Annotated in this window: 24 protein-coding genes; 8 read left to right on the top strand and 16 right to left on the bottom strand. The window is 45.0% G+C overall.

The genetic code is table 11. From position 1 onward, the window contains the following. Positions 1-81: 81 nt before the first annotated feature. From mgtE to AB6E51_RS16350, 12 genes are all read right to left on the bottom strand, one after another. On the bottom strand, positions 82-1,437 hold the full coding sequence (gene mgtE / locus AB6E51_RS16405) for a magnesium transporter (protein WP_017058911.1): 1,356 nt from the start codon (positions 1,435-1,437) through the stop codon (positions 82-84). A gap of 148 nt (positions 1,438-1,585) precedes the next feature. Next, positions 1,586-1,861 carry an HPr family phosphocarrier protein gene (locus AB6E51_RS16400; protein WP_017066670.1) on the bottom strand — a complete coding sequence of 92 codons (276 nt, stop codon included), beginning with the start codon at positions 1,859-1,861 and terminating at the stop codon, positions 1,586-1,588. Positions 1,862-1,863: 2 nt separating this feature from the next. Further along, a complete protein-coding gene (rapZ, locus tag AB6E51_RS16395; protein WP_017063735.1) occupies positions 1,864-2,733 on the bottom strand; it encodes an RNase adapter RapZ in 870 nt (289 codons plus the stop codon). 1 nt (position 2,734) lies between these two features. Then, a complete protein-coding gene (gene ptsN / locus AB6E51_RS16390; protein ID WP_004738707.1) occupies positions 2,735-3,196 on the bottom strand; it encodes a PTS IIA-like nitrogen regulatory protein PtsN in 462 nt (153 codons plus the stop codon). Position 3,197: 1 nt separating this feature from the next. Beyond that, complete coding sequence (gene hpf / locus AB6E51_RS16385) at positions 3,198-3,485, bottom strand: ribosome hibernation promoting factor (protein ID WP_009847742.1); 288 nt, start codon at positions 3,483-3,485, stop codon at positions 3,198-3,200. 62 nt (positions 3,486-3,547) lie between these two features. After that, positions 3,548-5,008 (bottom strand): RNA polymerase factor sigma-54, encoded by a 1,461-nt coding sequence (locus AB6E51_RS16380; RefSeq protein ID WP_017058913.1) that lies wholly within the window; start codon positions 5,006-5,008, stop codon positions 3,548-3,550. 54 nt (positions 5,009-5,062) lie between these two features. Then, positions 5,063-5,788, bottom strand: a complete 726-nt coding sequence (gene lptB, locus AB6E51_RS16375; RefSeq protein WP_004735304.1) for an LPS export ABC transporter ATP-binding protein — start codon at positions 5,786-5,788, stop codon at positions 5,063-5,065. Between the two features lie 2 nt (positions 5,789-5,790). Continuing rightward, positions 5,791-6,285 (bottom strand): lipopolysaccharide transport periplasmic protein LptA, encoded by a 495-nt coding sequence (gene lptA, locus AB6E51_RS16370; RefSeq protein WP_017058914.1) that lies wholly within the window; start codon positions 6,283-6,285, stop codon positions 5,791-5,793. Next, positions 6,266-6,829, bottom strand: a complete 564-nt coding sequence (lptC, locus tag AB6E51_RS16365; protein WP_004735306.1) for an LPS export ABC transporter periplasmic protein LptC — start codon at positions 6,827-6,829, stop codon at positions 6,266-6,268. Before lptC ends, lptA begins: the two co-directional genes overlap by 20 nt. Then, a complete protein-coding gene (kdsC, locus tag AB6E51_RS16360; protein WP_017058916.1) occupies positions 6,826-7,383 on the bottom strand; it encodes a 3-deoxy-manno-octulosonate-8-phosphatase KdsC in 558 nt (185 codons plus the stop codon). The genes lptC and kdsC overlap by 4 nt, the downstream gene beginning before the upstream one ends. Continuing rightward, on the bottom strand, positions 7,383-8,354 hold the full coding sequence (kdsD, locus tag AB6E51_RS16355) for an arabinose-5-phosphate isomerase KdsD (RefSeq protein WP_017058917.1): 972 nt from the start codon (positions 8,352-8,354) through the stop codon (positions 7,383-7,385). The genes kdsC and kdsD overlap by 1 nt, the downstream gene beginning before the upstream one ends. A gap of 34 nt (positions 8,355-8,388) precedes the next feature. Then, on the bottom strand, positions 8,389-9,354 hold the full coding sequence (locus AB6E51_RS16350; RefSeq protein ID WP_017063737.1) for a calcium/sodium antiporter: 966 nt from the start codon (positions 9,352-9,354) through the stop codon (positions 8,389-8,391). Positions 9,355-9,618: 264 nt separating this feature from the next. Between AB6E51_RS16350 and mlaF the strand changes: the two genes are divergently transcribed. From mlaF to AB6E51_RS16310, 8 genes are all read left to right on the top strand, one after another. Beyond that, the gene (gene mlaF, locus AB6E51_RS16345) at positions 9,619-10,413 is read left to right on the top strand and encodes a phospholipid ABC transporter ATP-binding protein MlaF (RefSeq protein ID WP_171733232.1); all 795 of its coding nucleotides are present in this window, start codon (positions 9,619-9,621) and stop codon (positions 10,411-10,413) included. Position 10,414: 1 nt separating this feature from the next. After that, complete coding sequence (gene mlaE / locus AB6E51_RS16340; protein WP_017058920.1) at positions 10,415-11,194, top strand: lipid asymmetry maintenance ABC transporter permease subunit MlaE; 780 nt, start codon at positions 10,415-10,417, stop codon at positions 11,192-11,194. Between the two features lie 2 nt (positions 11,195-11,196). Beyond that, positions 11,197-11,688, top strand: a complete 492-nt coding sequence (gene mlaD, locus AB6E51_RS16335) for an outer membrane lipid asymmetry maintenance protein MlaD (protein WP_017058921.1) — start codon at positions 11,197-11,199, stop codon at positions 11,686-11,688. Positions 11,689-11,740: 52 nt separating this feature from the next. After that, complete coding sequence (locus tag AB6E51_RS16330) at positions 11,741-12,370, top strand: phospholipid-binding protein MlaC (RefSeq protein WP_120459707.1); 630 nt, start codon at positions 11,741-11,743, stop codon at positions 12,368-12,370. Next, complete coding sequence (locus tag AB6E51_RS16325) at positions 12,370-12,678, top strand: lipid asymmetry maintenance protein MlaB (RefSeq protein WP_017058923.1); 309 nt, start codon at positions 12,370-12,372, stop codon at positions 12,676-12,678. The genes AB6E51_RS16330 and AB6E51_RS16325 overlap by 1 nt, the downstream gene beginning before the upstream one ends. A gap of 13 nt (positions 12,679-12,691) precedes the next feature. Beyond that, positions 12,692-12,946, top strand: a complete 255-nt coding sequence (ibaG, locus tag AB6E51_RS16320; RefSeq protein WP_017058924.1) for a BolA family iron metabolism protein IbaG — start codon at positions 12,692-12,694, stop codon at positions 12,944-12,946. An 8-nt stretch (positions 12,947-12,954) separates the two neighbouring features. Further along, entirely contained in the window at positions 12,955-14,220 is a 1,266-nt protein-coding gene (gene murA / locus AB6E51_RS16315; RefSeq protein WP_017058925.1) for a UDP-N-acetylglucosamine 1-carboxyvinyltransferase, read from the top strand. Positions 14,221-14,372: 152 nt separating this feature from the next. Next, entirely contained in the window at positions 14,373-15,098 is a 726-nt protein-coding gene (locus tag AB6E51_RS16310) for a 1-acylglycerol-3-phosphate O-acyltransferase (RefSeq protein ID WP_017058926.1), read from the top strand. 124 nt (positions 15,099-15,222) lie between these two features. Here AB6E51_RS16310 and AB6E51_RS16305 read toward each other — a convergent pair whose 3' ends face one another. The 4 genes from AB6E51_RS16305 to AB6E51_RS16290 all read right to left on the bottom strand — a co-directional run bounded on the left by AB6E51_RS16305 (position 15,223) and on the right by AB6E51_RS16290 (position 18,444). After that, positions 15,223-15,612 (bottom strand): RidA family protein, encoded by a 390-nt coding sequence (locus tag AB6E51_RS16305; protein ID WP_004735319.1) that lies wholly within the window; start codon positions 15,610-15,612, stop codon positions 15,223-15,225. 136 nt (positions 15,613-15,748) lie between these two features. Further along, positions 15,749-16,210 (bottom strand): aspartate carbamoyltransferase regulatory subunit, encoded by a 462-nt coding sequence (gene pyrI / locus AB6E51_RS16300; RefSeq protein WP_017058927.1) that lies wholly within the window; start codon positions 16,208-16,210, stop codon positions 15,749-15,751. A gap of 12 nt (positions 16,211-16,222) precedes the next feature. Further along, a complete protein-coding gene (pyrB, locus tag AB6E51_RS16295) occupies positions 16,223-17,152 on the bottom strand; it encodes an aspartate carbamoyltransferase (protein WP_012604860.1) in 930 nt (309 codons plus the stop codon). A gap of 287 nt (positions 17,153-17,439) precedes the next feature. Continuing rightward, positions 17,440-18,444 (bottom strand): ornithine carbamoyltransferase, encoded by a 1,005-nt coding sequence (locus AB6E51_RS16290; RefSeq protein ID WP_017066667.1) that lies wholly within the window; start codon positions 18,442-18,444, stop codon positions 17,440-17,442. Positions 18,445-18,530: the final 86 nt, after the last annotated feature.

The following is an 18,530-nucleotide window of genomic DNA, read 5'->3' as shown; positions in this document are numbered from 1 at the left end:
TCTGATGAATTAAAAAAGGGAGCCGTGGCTCCCTTTTTGTTTTCTGTATTTCGCCAAAAATTGGCTAACTGCTTATGCTAACTAGATCAGTATGGTCGCTAAGCCTAGGAACACCGATAGGCCAATAACATCGGTTACTGTGGTCAGTGCCATACCGCCAGCAAGGGCTGGATCGATATTCATCTTCTTCAACATCACTGGGATAGTTACACCAGCAATACCTGCGACAATCAAGTTGGTCATCATCGCCGCTGAGATGATGCCTCCCAGTATCCAGTTACCTTTCCAAGCCACCACGATACCACCAATGATAACGGCCCATAGAACGCCGTTTAGGAAGCCGATGGCTGCCTCTTTGAGTAGCAGTTCGCGTTTGTTACTGTCACCGATATGACCGAGTGCCAAACCACGAATCACCAGAGCAACGGTTTGGTTACCCGCAACACCCCCCATCGAAGGCACGATAGTCATCAGAACCGCAATCGCTGCCATTTGATCGAGCGTTGCTTCAAACATGTTTGATACAGATGCTGCCGCCAGTGCTGCGAGTACGTTAGCACCAAGCCACACACTACGACGACGAGCAGATTTTACGACCGGTGCGAAGGTATCTTCGTCATCGTCCATACCCGCCATACTCATCATTGAGTGTTCGGCATCTTCACGGATAACATCAACCACGTCATCGATGGTGATACGACCAACAAGGTGCTGGTTACTATCGATGACAGGCGCAGAAACCCAGTTACGACGTTCAAACAGGCTCGCGATATCTGACGCACTGGTTTCTACCGCGATCGCTTCGTCGGCATCATCCATCACTTCTGAAACAGGGACATCAGGTTGAGTCGTTACTAGCGTGGTAAGTGATAGGTTACCGATAAGACGTTCTTCTTCATCAATAACATACAGAGCATCAGTTGCATCCGGCAGTTCGCCACGCATACGCATGTAGCGCAATACAACGTCAACATCGACATCACCACGAATCGTGATTACGTCGGTGTTCATGATCGCACCCGCTGAATCTTCAGGGTACGACAGGGCAGTTTCAACTAATGCACGATCGACGGAGTCCATTTGAGAAAGGACTTCGCGAGAAACATCGTCGGGTAGGCTTCGAAGTACGTACGCGACGTCATCGGTTTCCATGCCTTCGGTTGCTTCTGCCAAGGTCTCAGGTGCCATTTTTGACACAAGAGCATCTTTGACGTCTTCGTTTAGTTCATCAAGAATTTCACCGTAGTCTTCAGGATCGGTGAGTTGCCAGAGTACGTCACGACTTTTGCGAGGGGAGGCTTCTAAAAGGTGTGCAATATCCTCAGGTTCCATGTCCTGAAGTTGTCGGCGTACGTGAACAAATCGGCCGTTTTCTAGGGCTTCGCTGACTTCTTGGAGGGTTTGGTGAGCTTGGTCGAATTCTAATTGCTCTGCCATATTTTCCTCCTATCTCATTATTCTTACAATGCTTGGAATAGTAACTTAATTCTAGGGCTTATTTAAATCATAAACTTAGGTAGAACTAAGATTTAATATAGGTTGGTTCGTTGTTTGAGTCTTAGGCGTTGTGAGTGAAGCGTTTTCGCTACTCACCCTCATCAAACTTGTCTTCAATGAGATGACAGACGGCATCCAGTGCTTGCTGTGAATCGGTACCTGCAGCTTGAATCGTAATATGTTGCCCTTGCGCTGATTCCAGCATAAGTAACCCCATTACGCTGTCTGCTGTTGCTGTTTTATCTTCTTCGCTATGGATAGTGATGGTTGCATCAAAGCTTTGTGCAAGCTCAACCAACTTTACGGCTGCTCTAGCGTGAAGACCCAAGCGATTTTGGATCAGTACAGTTCGAGTTAATTCCATGGTTAGCCCTGTTGGTGCTTCTCTAGGGAGGCGTGTCTGATTTGAACTTGATGGCCAAGTTGCTCAAAGTACTCACCAATTTTCTGGGTTAGATAAACCGAGCGGTGTTTGCCGCCAGTACAGCCAATCGCGACCGTTAGGTAACTGCGATTGTTCTTCTCTAACATTGGTAACCACTGTTCAACAAAGCCTTGGATCTGTTGCTTGAGTTCCAGAACTTCTGAGTGTTCTTCTAGAAAGGAGTGAATTGGTGCATCTAGCCCGGTTAGTGGTCGTAGTGCAGGTTCCCAGTGAGGGTTCGGCAAAAAGCGAACATCAAACACGTAGTCGGCATCACTTGGCAAGCCATACTTAAAACCGAAAGATTGAAAGACGATGATCAGCTCTTGCTTCTCTTTGCCTTCAACTTTAAATCGAACCTTTTCACTCAATTCGTAGAGGTTGCAGTCACTGCTGTCGATCACAATGCTGGCGTGCTCTGCGAGAGGTGTCAGAAGTGTCTTCTCTAAATCAATCGCTTGCTCAAGAGAGAGCTTTTCTTGGCCAATTGATAAAGGGTGGATTCTGCGGGTTTCGCTGTAGCGCTTAAGGAGTGTCTGCTTGCTGGCATCGAGGAACAATACATCAACATCGATGTTTGTAGCTGACTCGAGTTGCTCGAGCGTGTCGGTGACTAACTGAGGCTCTTTCGGTAGGTTACGTATATCAATACTTACCGCAACGTTTTGGTTGCTTTCGCGTACCGATTCGACAAAGTTGTTGAGCAGGTTTACTGGTAGATTATCGACACAGTAATACCCCAAGTCTTCTAGGACTCGTAACGCAACACTTTTACCGGCCCCTGATTGGCCACTAACCACGATTAATCGCATGTTATTGCTCGCAAGTTGGCACTTGAATCATGATGTCGTAAAGCTCTTGATCGCTCTGAGCATTACGCAGCTGTTTAAGAGTCTGCTTGTCGTTTAGTCGTTCTGCCATACAAGAAAGGGTTTTTAGATGCTCTTTGCATTGTTCGCTAGGAACAAGCAGGGCAAATAGTAGGTCGACAGGACGATTATCAATCGCATCAAATTCGATAGGATCTTGGCATTGCAGTAATACAGCTATCGCTTTATCACTGACATTCATACGAGCATGGGGAATCGCGATACCATTACCAATACCGGTACTGCCCATCTTCTCACGGCTCAACATACACTCAAATAGCTCTGTTGAATCTTGACCGCAGCTCTCAGCTGCTATCTGGCTGATGAGCTCAAGGGCTCTTTTTTTGCTTGTGCATTGGACTGCACTTTTGGTGCAGTCCAATGAAAGTACTTCGCTTAATTGCATGTTAGTGACTACTTAGCTTTTCTTTGTGCTTGTTGAGTTGGCGGACGAGTTTATCAACCAATGAATCAATCGCGGCATACATGCTTTCATCTGTTGCTGTCGCATGGATTTCCCCCTGATTTATATGCAGGGTAGCTTCTGCGATTTGATTGATTTTCTCAACTTTTAAAACAACCTGAACGCTATTGATATGATCAAAGAAGCGCTCAAGTTTGTCGAATTTGGTGTGAACATAGTCTTGCATTGAATCGGTAAGATCAACGTGATGGCCTTGAATATTGATTTGCATAGACTTTCCTTTTCAGTTGGTTGCCTGATCATAGTTGCTAAGTAACTAGCGACTAAATGAGCTTATAGCAGGCGTTTACGCTGACTCGATGGGGCAATGCCCAGAGACTCACGGTATTTCGCTATGGTACGTCTAGCTACCTGAATTCCTTGGTCAGCCAGTAAAGCAGCAATCTTACTATCACTTAGAGGCTTCGCGGTATTTTCCGCTGCGACAAGCTTCTTGATGAGTGCGCGAATTGCTGTAGATGAACATTCACCGCCATTGTCAGTGCTGACATGGCTTGAGAAAAAGTATTTGAGCTCGAAGATACCACGTGGCGTATGCATGAATTTTTGAGTCGTCACACGAGAGATCGTGGATTCGTGCATATCAACAGCTAACGCAACATCATTAAGAACCATTGGCTTCATCGCTTCTTCGCCATGTTCGAAGAAATCACGCTGATGTTCAACAATGCATCGCGCAACTTTGAGTAGCGTCTCATTTCGGCTCTCTAGGCTTTTAATTAACCACTTTGCTTCTTGCAAATTTGAGCGGATGTATTGATTGTCGGCGCTGTTGCCTTTACTGCCCAGATCAGCGTACTGCTGATTCACTTTCAACTTAGGCACGCTATCAGGGTTAATGGTCACTAACCATTTGCCAAGGTCTTTGAAGACAGATACATCTGGAACCACATACTCAGTTTCATCCGGAGTAATCTTACTGCCAGGACGAGGGTCCAGCTGTTGAATCAGTTGCAAAACTTCACGTAGTTCTGCTTCTTTCAACTTGGTCTCTTTGATAACCAGTTTGTAATCGCGATTGCCGAGTTGGTCGATATGGCTAGTAAGTACTAACTTAGCTTCGTTAAGCCAAGGCGTATCTTGGGGAAAGGTTGCCAGTTGCAGTAACAAGCAATCTTGCAGGTTGACTGAACCGACACCTAGCGGATCAAACTGCTGAATTCGTTTACGTACCGCTTCAATTTCATCAAGCTCGATCTCTTCATTGTCGAAGTTTTCAAGGATGTCTTCACAAGTTACAGTGAGGTAGCCGTAGTCGTCGATGGCATCGATTAATGCAAAAGCGATGCTTCGGTCGGTGTCAGTGAATGGCGTTAAGTCGAGTTGCCAAAGTAGGTAATCGTGCAGGCTTTGAGTGGTTTCGCCTTGATAAACCGGCATGTCGTCATCAATCGCAATACCCGTGTTACCGGTGTTCGCGCTGTAGACGTCTTCCCAAGTTGTGTCGATTTCTAGTTCGTTGCCAATCTCTGATTTTTCGATTAAGTCTGAGCTATCAGGTAAGTCTTGCTCTGTGGCTTCAACAGTTTCTTTTTCGTCACTGCTAGGTTTTTCTTCCGATGTTGGCGTATCTTCATTGCCTTCTTCGACATCGAGTAGTGGGTTAGATTCAAGTGCTTCTTGAATCTCTTGCTGCAAATCTAAAGTAGACAATTGCAACAAACGAATCGCTTGCTGCAATTGAGGAGTCATTGCTAACTGTTGGCCTAGCTTAAGTTGTAATGAGGGTTTCATTCAGTGTGACTTACCTAGTTATTATTATTAGAACTCTCGATACTCTCTATATAATCATAGACGGAATTGTTCGCCTAGATAAACTTGTTTAACTTGTTCGTTATTGAGAACATCTTCAGGAGTACCCTCAGCGATCAGGTGTCCTTGGCTTACGATGTAAGCTTTTTCACACACGTCTAATGTTTCACGAACGTTGTGGTCGGTAATCAAAACGCCCAAGCCGCGATCACGCAGGTGAACAATGATTTTTTTGATATCGATTACTGAGATCGGGTCAACACCGGCGAATGGTTCATCCAATAGAATGAACTGCGGGTTTGCTGCTAGTGCACGAGCAATCTCTACACGACGACGCTCACCACCCGACAGAGCCATACCATTGCTGGTGCGGATATGTTGGATGTGGAACTCTTCTAGCAGGTCTTCCAGCTTATCTTGGCGTTGTTCGTTGGTCATTTCATCACGGGTTTGTAAAACCGCCATGATGTTGTTCTCTACGGACAACTTACGGAAAATCGATGCTTCTTGAGGCAGGTAACCGATACCAAGACGAGAGCGGCTGTGCATTGGTAAGATACTGATGTCTCGGTCATCAATGCTGATGGTACCTTCATCACGCGCCACCAAACCAACAATCATATAGAAAGATGTGGTTTTACCTGCACCGTTAGGCCCAAGCAGACCGACGATCTGGCCTGACTCTACCTGTAAGCTTACATCGGTAACAACCTTACGTTTACTGTAGGTTTTCGCTAGGTTTTTTGCTTTAAGAACAGCCATCGTTACTTATTCACTTCCGTTGGTTGTAAAACCGTTGACACTCGTTTGTTTTCACCACTGTCAGCGACTAATTTCTGAGAACCGATCTGGTAAGTGATCTTAGAACCGCGAATGATGCTGCCATCTTGAGATAACATCGCATTCTTAGTCATGATCAGTCGGTCGGCAACAAGCTGGTAGTGCAGGTCGTCAGCTTCACCGTAGAGTGTCTTACCGTCGTCAGTAAGCTGAGAGAAGGTTGCTGGCTTACCGAAGCCTTGAATTTCTTCAATCTCACCGTTTACGGCGTTACGAGTAACAATAACCTTATCGGCATTGATATTGATGCTGCCTTGTTTAAGGTTCACATCACCAAGGAAAGTCACTTGGTTACTTTTCATATCCAATTGCTGGCTGTCTGAGTCAATGTAGACAGGTTGCTCACTATCCGAAGACAGAGCATAGACATTAGGTGCCGCAAGGGTCAAAGCGAATAAACTAAGGTGTAAGAGTTTCATATCTACCTTGAACAGAATTAAAGAGGGTTGCATTGTTGGTACCGAAGTTACCTTTCATTGCTTGTCCCTCAGTTTCAAAAAATGTACCGATCATATGGACCGGAGTCTCTGAATAAAAATCTCGGCTAGGCAGCTCAACAACCATTTTATCTGTGGTCATTGTATCGAAGCTGGCTTCTGGCAACAGGTTCTTTGCCACGACGTTGTCATAAAACGTGACAACTTGATTCTCATCCATAATCGCGCGATCAGCGGTGACTTGCCATTCAATCGTGTGCCCTTCACGGAATACCGAAAGAACTGGGTTTTGAAAGTGCGTATCGCCAACTACTGAGTAGTGTTCTAAATACGTCGATTCAACCTGATAGCTGCGAATACCGCTTTCGTCGTAGCTAATGTTGTTCAGGCTTTTGCCACTAAACGCGGGCAGCTCCAAATTTGGAGCCACTTGTATCGTTGATGTTTGCTCTTTGTCGTACAAGTAATAGGTCGACCAAGAGGCAATAAATATGAGTATTAAATAGATAATACGAGTAAAACTCATATGCTTAAACCTTTATGCACGTCGAGTTCATTTCTTGCTTGTAAAATAAGGTCACAGACTTCACGTACCGCGCCATGACCACCGTTAATGGTTGTCACGTAGTTTGCACGCTTTGCAAGTAGCGGGTGCCCATCTGCCACACAGACCTTCAAGCCAACTTTTTCCATTACAGGCCAGTCAATCAGATCGTCTCCGATGTAACCTGTATTTTCAGGGTTTACAGAAAGCTTATCGCAAATATCTTGGTATGCCTTAACTTTATCGTCTTGACCTTGATAAATCAGCTTAATGCCTAGAGCGGTCATACGATTCTCAACAATTTGAGATTTGCGACCCGTGATGATCGCGATTTCAATGCCTGCGTTCATCAGTGATTTGATACCGTAACCGTCACGAGTGTGGAAGGTTTTCAGCTCTTCACCGTTGTTGCCCATGTAGATGCGACCATCAGAGAAGACACCATCGACATCGCAAATCAGCAGTTTGATCTCTTTTGCAATTGCAAATACATCTGAATTAACAGTGCCGTATAGAGTTTCGACTGTCTGTGTCATTACATTACTCCTGCTTTCAGTAAGTCATGCATGTTTAACGCTCCGACTAATTTACCTTCTTGGCATAACATCAGGCCATTGATGCTCTTCGCTTGCATCAAGTTTAAGCCCTCAACCGCGAGCATGTTTGGCTCGGCTACCGTCGGGTTTAGCGTCATCACATCACCGATCTGCGTGTTATGGATATCAACGCGTTTGTCTAAGATACGGCGTAAATCACCATCGGTAAAAATACCGGCCATTTGGCCATCTTCACCAACGATTGCTGTCATGCCTAAGCCTTTCTGAGATATCTCTAGTAGAGCGTCTCTTACTAGTGCGTCGGGTGCTACAACAGGAAGTGAATCGCCTGTGTGCATGATGTCGTCGAGCTTCAACAGCAGCTGACGACCTAAAGCGCCACCAGGATGAGACAGGGCAAAGTCTTGAGCGGTGAAGCCTCGAGCCTGCAAAAGTGCAACGGCTAATGCATCACCCATGACCAAAGTCGCCGTGGTGCTTGTTGTTGGTGCTAAGCCCAGCGGACAAGCTTCTTCCGGTACTGAAATTTGTAAATGGATATCAGACAGGGTTGCCATGTTTGATGCTGGCTTGCCTGTCATGCTGATGATCTTGATGCTCAGACGCTTTAACACAGGAAATAGGCTGAGGATTTCTCCCGATTCGCCGGAGTTGGATATTGCAATCACAATATCACCAGGTTCGATCATGCCTAAGTCGCCATGCGCCGCTTCGCCTGGGTGAACAAAGAAAGCCGATGTCCCGGTACTTGCCAATGTTGCTGCGATTTTGTTGCCAATGTGGCCTGATTTACCCATGCCCATCACAACGACTTTGCCTTTGTTGTTCAGGATAAGGTCGCAAGCTTTACAAAAATCATCATTAAAATATTGGTCTAATTGAGTGAGACCTGCAACTTCGGTTTCCAAAACTTGTTTTGCAACGCTGCGGTAATCAAATGGCTGAGACATCAAATACTCCAAGTACGGGAAGTTAAATCAACAATTAAGCCGACATGTTCATTAATAGGTAACTTTGGTAGGCTACGAACGTCACAATTAACACGCCGCCTTCAATACGATTCACACTACGAGATTTTCCTAGTGCCATCACAACAAGTAGTAGCGATACGCCTAGCATTACCCAGAAGTCACGACCCATAGCGAACTCGCTCAAGATCGAAGGGTTTAGGATGCCCGGGATACCCATAACAGCAAGGATGTTGAATACGTTTGAACCAATGATATTACCTACAGCCATATCATCTTCACCCTTCATAACGCCGGCTAGTGATGCTGCAAGTTCAGGAAGGCTAGTACCAACAGCAATGATGGTTAAACCAATGACAAGGTCGCTCATGCCGAAGAACTTCGCGATGATCACAGCGTTATCTACCAGCATATCAGCAGCTAAAGGTAGGACGATTAGACCAATCACGACCCACATTGCAGCCTTAGGGTTACTTACGCCTTCAGGGATCTCTGATTCTTGCTCATCAAGGAAAGCATCGCCGTTCTTTTTCTCGCTGCGGCTGATTTGCAACATAGCAAACAAAAACGCGGCAAAAAGAACAAACAACAACACGCCTTCATAGAAGCCTAAATGGTTATCCCACAATAGGGCGCCCGCTAGCAGAGTGACACCGATCATTAATGGTAGTTCACGACGAATCACGCCTGAGCTAATCGATAACGGCTTGATAAGGGCTGTAATACCTAAAATCAGCGCGATGTTGGCGATGTTAGAGCCCAGTACGTTGCCTACAGCTGTATCTGTTTTGCCATCAAGGGCTGCTGTCGCAGAAACCATCATTTCAGGAGCCGAAGACCCCATTGCTAAGATCGTCATACCGATAACTAGTGGTGAAATACCGAAGTTGCGAGCAAGAGCAGCGGCACCGTAAACCAGCTTATCTGCACTCCACACCAAAAAACCTAGACCGATAATAAGAAACGCAATCGCTTCAAGCATGATGATTCCTAAAAAATTAATAAAAACGGAGAATTAACCGCTAATTTTGACCTGTTGCTAGATAAAAGGGAAGTCACTCGGCAAATTAATTACCAGTTAGCAGGCAAGAAAGAGAGATCAATAGATAATTTCCTAATGCTTTCAAATCCCTGCATAGATTCCTGTTTAATATGAATTAATTGAACAGTGCTTTTAATTCTAAAGTAGACTCATTATTATTGCAGCCATAATTGGCGTTTTTTAAAGCAAGGAAACAACAAAAATATGTTGAACACTGAGCTTGTGAAAGTTAAGAACCTCAGCTTCTCACGTGGTGAGCGCGTTATCTTTGATGACATCAGTTTAGAGGTGCCTCAAGGCAAGATAACCGCAATCATGGGGCCGTCTGGGATTGGCAAAACGACTTTACTGCGTTTGATTGGTGGGCAACTGCCGCCAGATGAAGGCGAAATTTGGTTTGATGGCGACAATGTCCCTGCATTATCACGTCGAAAGCTGTATCAAGCACGTAAGAAAATGAGCATGCTATTTCAATCGGGTGCGCTTTTTACGGATCTCAATGTCTTTGATAATGTGGCGTTTCCGCTGCGAGAGCACACTGAACTTAATGAAAAATTCATTCGTACCATCGTATTACTTAAGCTTGAAGCGGTAGGATTACGTGGTGCTGCGCAATTGATGCCGAGTGAGTTGTCTGGCGGAATGGCTAGGCGTGCCGCACTGGCGCGCGCAATCGCACTGGATCCAGAACTTATCATGTACGATGAGCCGTTTGTTGGCCAAGATCCCATCACCATGGGCGTATTGGTTGAATTGATCCGAAATCTCAATCAAGCCTTGGGCTTAACCTCGATTGTTGTTTCTCACGATGTGCCAGAGGTGATGAGTATTGCTGATTGGGTTTACCTCATGGCAGATAGCAAGATTATTGCCGCTGGAACACCTGATGAGTTGTACAACAATAGCGATCCGAGAGTGCAGCAATTTTTGCAAGGCGAAGCCGATGGTCCAGTACCATTTAGATTCCCTGCGAAGAGCTTAGAAAAGGATTTGTTTTAATATGATTGTTAAAACTATTGCGGGTGTCGGTAAGCGTACACTTGCGAGCTGTGAGTCATTTGGTCGAGCAAGCCTGATGTTATTTGGGGCTTTGTTTGGCATCCCGCGACTAAAAAACTTCCCCTTATTAGTAAAACAACTTTATAGCGTTGGCGTTCAGTCATTGGCTATTATTTTAGTTTCGGGTCTGTTTATCGGCATGGTGCTCAGCCTGCAGGGCTATGTCGTGTTAATTGACTACGGCGCTGAGGGAAACCTTGGTCAAATGGTCGCGCTTTCACTGTTGCGTGAGTTGGGGCCTGTGGTGACTGCGTTATTATTTGCAGGTCGAGCCGGTTCAGCACTCACGGCAGAGATTGGGTTAATGAAGGCAACAGAGCAGATCTCAAGCCTTGAGATGATGGCCGTTGACCCTCTTAAACGCATTATTGCACCACGTCTTTGGGCCGGGCTTATCTCAATGCCATTGCTTGCTATGATTTTTATGGCGGTAGGTATTTGGGGCGGTCAACTGGTTGGTGTTGATTGGAAAGGCATTGATCACGGCAGTTTCTGGTCTGCGATGCAGTCTTCAGTAGAACTTGGCCGAGATATTGGTAACAGCATGATCAAATGTATGGTCTTCGCTATCACCGTAACTTGGATCGCACTTTTCAATGGTTATGACGCAGTACCGACTTCAGAAGGTATCAGTCAGGCAACCACACGCACTGTAGTGCACTCTTCTCTAGCGGTACTAGGGCTAGATTTTGTTCTTACCGCATTGATGTTTGGGAATTAATCATGCAACAAACTCGAAAATTAGAATTATGGGTCGGCACCTTTGTTATTGCCGGAATTTGCGCAATCTTAATCATGATCTTTCAAGTCGCTGACGTAAAAGGCATAGGTTCGAACCATACTTACAATCTAAAAGCGACCTTTGACAACATTGGCAGCCTAAAAGTTCGTTCTCCAGTGAAAGTGGGTGGCGTCGTTGTTGGACGAGTTAAAAGCATTGAGCTTGATACCGAGAGCTACCTTCCTGTCGTTGAACTGTCTATTGACGGGAAGTACTCACAATTTCCAGATACCTCTAGTGCTCAAATTTTAACATCTGGCTTAATTGGTGAGCAGTACATTAGTCTGGTTCCAGGCTTCATTTTTGATGATGAAGAGATGTTGGTCGATGGTGATTCAATTGAAGACACTAAGTCAGCATTGGTACTAGAAGATTTGATTGGCCAAGTGCTGTATAGCGTTGGTGGTTCTAATGACAGCGAAGCTAAGGAATAAGATAATGTTGAAAACTATTAGTTATTTAAAAGCTATTGGTTACTTGAAATCAATGTTTATGGCGGCAATGGCGTTGCTTATTTCTACCCAAGCCTTTGCTGCAGAATCGATTGACCGTACTCAGCCTTACCAGATGATGACTCAAGTTGCCGAAGTGGCATTTGAGCGTTTGAAGAGTGAACAAGACAACATCCACCAAGATCCAGAGTTATTGAAGGTCATCGTGGAAGAAGAGTTGATGCCTTATGTGAATGCACAATATGCAGCTCTTAAGTTACTTGGACCAAACTTGAAAGGCGCGGATAGAAAAGACGTGGGCGTGTTTATCGATTCATTCCGTAAATACCTTGTTTCTTCTTATGCCCAAGTGCTGACTCAATACACAGATCAGACGATTGAATTTGGTCCAGAACCAAAAATCAAAGCGGATAGCCGCATTACCAGTATCAAGGTCGACATCATCGATACGCCGCGACCAAACATTAAGCTTGAATTTAAGCTTCGCAAAGACAAGAAATCTGGCGAGTGGAAAGCATTTGATATGGTTGCCGAAGGTATTAGCTTGTTGTCGAGCAAGCAATCGGAGTGGAATACTAAGATTCGTCAAGAAGGCATCTTACAAGTTGCAGACGAACTAGAGAAATTAGCCGCACAACCGATTCGTTTTGAGAGTAACAAATAATGAGCCATTCTCAATGGCAAGCACTAAGCTCTAAAGAGTATCAACTGTTCGGTGATTTAGACCGAGACAGTGTCCCTGCAATCTGGCGTATATTGGAAAAGTGGCAAACGACGGAATCGAGCGTTGAAATTGACCTTAGCCATATAAATCGAGTCGATTCAGCAGGAATGGTGATGCTAATTCACTTATTAGAGCATGCAAAAAATCAAAACTGTCATATAATGCTCAGTTTCGTGCCAGAACAATTACGAACGTTGTTCCAATTGAGCAATATCCAGCCAATGATGGCAGAACACATAAAAAATTAGGCAGGAGCTATTTGTGGACAGCACAAAAGTACAAGAATTATTAGCAGAAGCACTGAACCTTCAGGAAATTTTCGTGAAAGGGGAAGGCAGTCATTACGAAGTTGTTGCGGTTGATCCATGTTTTGACGGCATGAATCGAGTTAAGAAGCAGCAACTAATCTACGGCCCACTAATGGAATACATTCAACGCAATGACATCCATGCTCTTTCTATTAAGGCTTTCACGCCGGAAGAGTGGGAACGTGATAAGAAACTGATGTCACTTTAAGGTTTATGATGGAAAAGTTTCGAGTTATTGGATCGGATAAGCCGCTAAGCGGTGAAGTGACGATCTCAGGCGCAAAAAATGCAGCGCTACCTATCTTATTTGCTTCAATTCTTGCTGAAGAGCCAGTGGAAGTAAGTAACGTTCCTCACCTACGTGACATCGATACTACGATGGAACTGCTTAAGCGTTTAGGCGCAAAAGTATCGCGTAATGGTAGTGTTCATGTTGATGGCAGCGAAATTAATGAATTTTGTGCGCCTTACGATTTAGTGAAAACAATGCGTGCTTCTATCTGGGCTTTAGGTCCTCTAGTCGCTCGTTTTGGTGAAGGCCAAGTGTCACTTCCAGGCGGTTGTGCAATTGGTGCTCGACCTGTTGATCTGCATATCCACGGCCTAGAGCAACTAGGTGCGACCATTAAGTTGGAAGATGGCTATGTGAAAGCAAGTGTTGATGGCCGTCTGAAAGGCGCGCACATCGTGATGGATAAAGTAAGTGTGGGTGCCACCATTACTATCATGTGTGCAGCAACGCTAGCGGAAGGAACAACAGTACTCGATAACTCAGCGCGTGAGCCTGAGATTGTTGATACGGCTGACTTCCTAAACAAACTGGGTGCTAAAATTTCTGGCGCAGGTACAGATACGATTACTATCGAAGGCGTTGAACGTCTTGGTGGTGGCCAACACTCTGTGGTTGCTGACCGTATTGAAACAGGTACTTTCCTGGTTGCTGCTGCTGTTTCTGGCGGTAAAGTGGTTTGTCGCAACACCAACGCTCATCTTCTTGAAGCTGCCTTAGCGAAGCTTGAAGAAGCGGGTGCGAAGGTTGAAACGGGCGAAGACTGGATCAGTCTTGATATGACGGGTCGTGAACTGAAAGCGGTGAAAATCGTAACGGCACCTCACCCTGGTTTCCCAACCGACATGCAAGCACAGTTTACTCTGCTTAACATGATGGCGAAGGGCAGTGGTGTTATCACTGAGACTATCTTTGAAAACCGTTTTATGCACATTCCTGAGTTACAGCGAATGGGTGCAAAAGCGGAAATCGAAGGTAACACGGCTATCTGTGGTGAAACGGAAAAACTGAGCGGCGCTCAAGTAATGGCAACGGACCTTCGCGCATCTGCGAGCCTTGTTATTGCTGGCTGTATTGCTCAAGGTGAAACCATCGTTGACCGTATTTATCACATCGATCGTGGCTACGATAAGATTGAAGATAAATTGTCAGCCTTAGGCGCAAACATTACACGATTTAGTGAGTCGAACTAACCTAGGTTAGTGGATTCATGAATCAGTAAGATGAAAACATAAAAGTCGGAACCTTGGTTTCGGCTTTTTTATAGTTGTATTTACCGCGAGTAAATCTATTGCTCATTTTTGCGCGAATAGATGAATCAACTTGGCGGTCGGTGAGGAACAAAATGATAGCAATATTACGTATTTTCGCAGTGGCGATATTTGCGATTCTTATGTTTGTATTTGGTTGTGGTTACTGCCTATTAAGTCCACGCAACCCGAAACACGTATTTACCTTTGGCCGTTATTTCGGTCGCATGTCGAAGATCTTCGGCATGAAGTTAGAGCTTCGCATCCCAGAAGATGCCTACTCTCGCGGCCAACATGTTTATGTGGCGAACCACCAAAACAGCTGGGATCTATTCACGATTTCATCAGCGGTAACGCCAAAAGTGGTAACTGTTGGTAAGAAAAGCCTAGTGTGGATGCCTCTATTTGGTCAGCTTTACTGGTTGACGGGTAACATCCTAATTGACCGTGCTAACCGTAGCAAAGCGGTAGGTACGATTGATCAGGTCGTGACGAGTCTAAAAGAGAGCGATGTTTCAGTTTGGATGTTCCCTGAAGGCACTCGTTCTCGTGGCCGTGGTCTGCTGCCATTCAAAACAGGTGCATTCCATGCTGCGATTGGTGCTGGCTTGCCTATCATCCCTATCGTGTGTAGCTCAACCGGTGGCGTGAAGCTAAACCGTTGGAACAATGGTCACGTGATTGTTGAAATGCTGCCACCAATCAGCACTGAAGGCTACGACAAGTCTAATGTTCGTGAACTGGCTAACCTAGCTCGTGAGCAGATGGCTGCGAAACTTGAAGAGTTAGACAAAGAAGTGGTTGAGCTTAATAAAAAGTAATTATCTAAGCGAAACGATGAACAATAAAAAAGGTTGCCAACGGGGCAACCTTTTTTGTATCTAATAAACACTCAGCATTACGCTAAGTCGTTTATCCGAAGGTGTTTAATCTAGAGATTAAAAGCTATTTGCGAACCGCAATAGCTTCGATCTCGATACCTACATCTTTTGGTAGACGAGCTACTTCAACACATGAACGTGCAGGGTAGTTTGCAACGCCGTGCTCATCGAAGAATTTGCCGTAAACCTCGTTTACTGTGCCGAAGTCGTTTAGGTCTTTAACGAATACCGTTAGTTTTACGATGTCTTTTACAGTCAGGCCTGAAGCTTCAACAACCGCTTGAACGTTGTCTAGAGATTGGCGAGCTTGCTCTGCGATATCAGCAGATACTTCACCAGTTGCTGGATTTACTGGGATTTGACCAGAAGTCAGTACCATGTTGCCAAGGTCAACGCCTTGTACGTATGGGCCGATTGCAGCTGGAGCAGATTCTGTGTGAAGTACTTTAGTCATTGGTTTATTCCATCAGTTATTAGATAAAAATCAATTTTCAGTGTGCCTTCAAACTTTGGATAGGTAAAGCGCAAAATACCCCGCACAGGCGAGGTATTTGATAGTTTTTACATTCGGTCTGCTTTGCCGTATGACGTTATCTTTCTGTTACGATCTCGCGAGAGAAGACTTTTTCGCAATACTTACACTTCAATCGAATATCTTCTTTCTTTTCAAAGATCTTAAAGCTACTTTCAACCGGTTCATTGTGAGTAATACAGTTGGTGTTTGGACACTCGAACACATCGTTGATTTGCTCAGGAAGTTCTAGTGGTAGTTTCTTAACCACTTCGTAATCTTCGATTTGATTCACTGTTGCGTGAGGCGCATAAAGTGCCAGCTTGCTCGCCTGTTCTTCTGTGATAAACACATTCTCAATCTTGAGCAGGTCTTTTCCGCCTAGTGCAGAAGACGGTAGATTCAGGCCAATCGTCACGCGCTGATGAGAATTGTGCATGTCGAACAGTTTTAGAACCTTGATCCCGATATTGGCTGGGATATGGTCGATAACAGTACCGTTTCTGATTGCTTCAACTTTTAATTGAGTCTCTTTAGACATTATATCTCTCCTCTACAGCGTTTCGTTAAGAACAAGGGCTAGCAATGCTTCACGGGCGTAAACACCATTCTCTGCTTGCTGGAAGTAGTAAGCGTAAGGTGTTTTATCGACATCGACAGTAATTTCATCAACGCGAGGAAGAGGGTGCAGAACCTTCAGGTTATCGCGTGCATTTTCCAGCATCGAAGCGGTCAGGATGTATGCGGATTTTATGTGCGCGTATTCTGACTCATCGAAGCGCTCTTTTTGAACTCGAGTCATGTACAAGACATCTAGTTCAGGAATCACATCTTCCATGTCCGTCAATAGTTGGTACTTGATGCCCGCTTCATCAAGCTCTTCGCAAATGTAGTCTGGCATCGCTAGAGCTTCTGGAGCCACGAAGTAGAAACAGATGTTGTCGAACTTCGCTAGTGCTTGAGTCAATGAGTGAACCGTACGGCCGTACTTAAGGTCACCAACGAATGCAACGTTTAGGTTGTCGAGGCGGCCTTGTGTCTCAGCGATAGAGAATAGGTCTAGTAACGTTTGTGTTGGGTGTTGGTTTGCGCCGTCACCTGCGTTAATAACAGGTACACCGTTTGAGAACTCAGAAGCCAGACGCGCTGCGCCTTCTTGAGGGTGACGCATCACGTAAGCGTCAACGTATGAAGAGATAACCTGTACCGAGTCCGCTAGCGTTTCGCCTTTCTTTGCCAAAGAAGTGTTACCACCACTGTCGAAACCAATCACATCACCACCGATGCGTTGAATCGCAGTTTCAAAAGAGAGACGAGTTCGCGTAGAAGGTTCGAAGAAGCAGCTGGCAACAACTTTGTTCTTGATGAGTTCTGGGTTTGGCTCAGCCTTTAGCTGACCTGCCGTTTGAACAATTAATTCTAGCTCTTCACGAGAAAGCTCTGGAATTGAGATGATGTGCTTTTGATAGAGCGAATTCGCCATGATCTTCTTCCCCACAATAATGTATTGGCCATAAAAAAGCCCCCCATAATGGGAGGCTTTAAAAAAGTGCTGAAAAGCAGAATAGACGGCCTGGTAAGCATCTTAGCTTACGAGCAATATTTGGTGTTTTCACAATATTACTATGTGTTTTCACAATATCATTATGTTTTATCACAACATTGCTTGGCGTCATTTTCACTACTCTCAGACAAATTGCCGAGAATTATACGCTTTCAATTTGTGAGCGCAAGCGATTACATCAAGCTTTTGTTTACTTTCATTATTGTCTATTGACCAAGCGTCGCGACCATCACCGCCTTGATGGTATGCATGCGATTCTCAGCTTCATCAAACACAATTGAGTAATCCGATTCAAAGACTTCATCAGTAACTTCTAAACCGTTCATTCCATACTTATCTGCGACTTGCTGGCCGATCACGGTTTCATTGTTATGGAAAGCGGGTAGGCAGTGCATGAATTTCACTTGAGGATTGCCAGTGAGCTTAATGACATCCATATTCACTTGGTATGGTTTCATTACCGCTACACGTTCGTCCCAAGCTTCAGGGGCCTCGCCCATTGAAACCCAAACATCGGTATAAAGGAAATCACAGCCTTGAACACCTTCAGCAACGTCTTCTGTCAGCGTGATGTTGGCACCTGTGCTTTGCGCGATAGCTTGGCACTCTTCAACAAGCTGCTCTTCTGGCCAAAAGGCTTTTGGCGCGACAAGGCGAATATCCATGCCCATCTTCGCGGCTCCGACTAACAGAGAGTTACCCATGTTATTGCGTGCATCGCCTAGATAAGCAAAGCTGATTTGGTGTAGATGCTTCCCGCGGCCATGCTCAAGCATAGTGAGGAAATCAGCCAAGATCTGAGTAGGGTGGAACTCATCGGTTAAGCCATTCCAAACCGGCACGCCCGCATAAGCGCCTAAGTCTTCAACGATACTTTGGCCAAAGCCACGATATTCAATGCCATCGTACATGCGTCCCAATACACGCGCCGTATCTTTCATTGATTCTTTTTGACCAATCTGAGAACCAGAAGGGCCAAGGTAAGAGACTTGAGCACCTTGATCAAAGGCGGCCACTTCAAACGCACATCGTGTTCGAGTTGATGCTTTCTCGAAGATCAAAGCAATGTTTTTGCCGTTGAGTTTCTTCTGCTCAGTGCCTGCATACTTAGCTTTTTTTAGGTCAGCAGACAGGTCGAGTAAAAACTGAATCTCTTTAGGAGTAAAGTCGAGAAGTTTTAGAAAGTTACGATTGCGAAGATTAAAGGCCATCTCTCGCTCCTTGCGTATATAGAATCAATGAAGAACTTAGTTAAACATAAAAATGCTATATTTGTGAATATTTATTTTATTAATTT

The sequence above is a fragment of the Vibrio sp. 10N.247.311.47 genome (assembly GCF_041467535.1).
Classification (GTDB): domain Bacteria; phylum Pseudomonadota; class Gammaproteobacteria; order Enterobacterales; family Vibrionaceae; genus Vibrio; species Vibrio crassostreae_C.
This window is presented reverse-complemented; position numbering and strand designations above follow the sequence as displayed.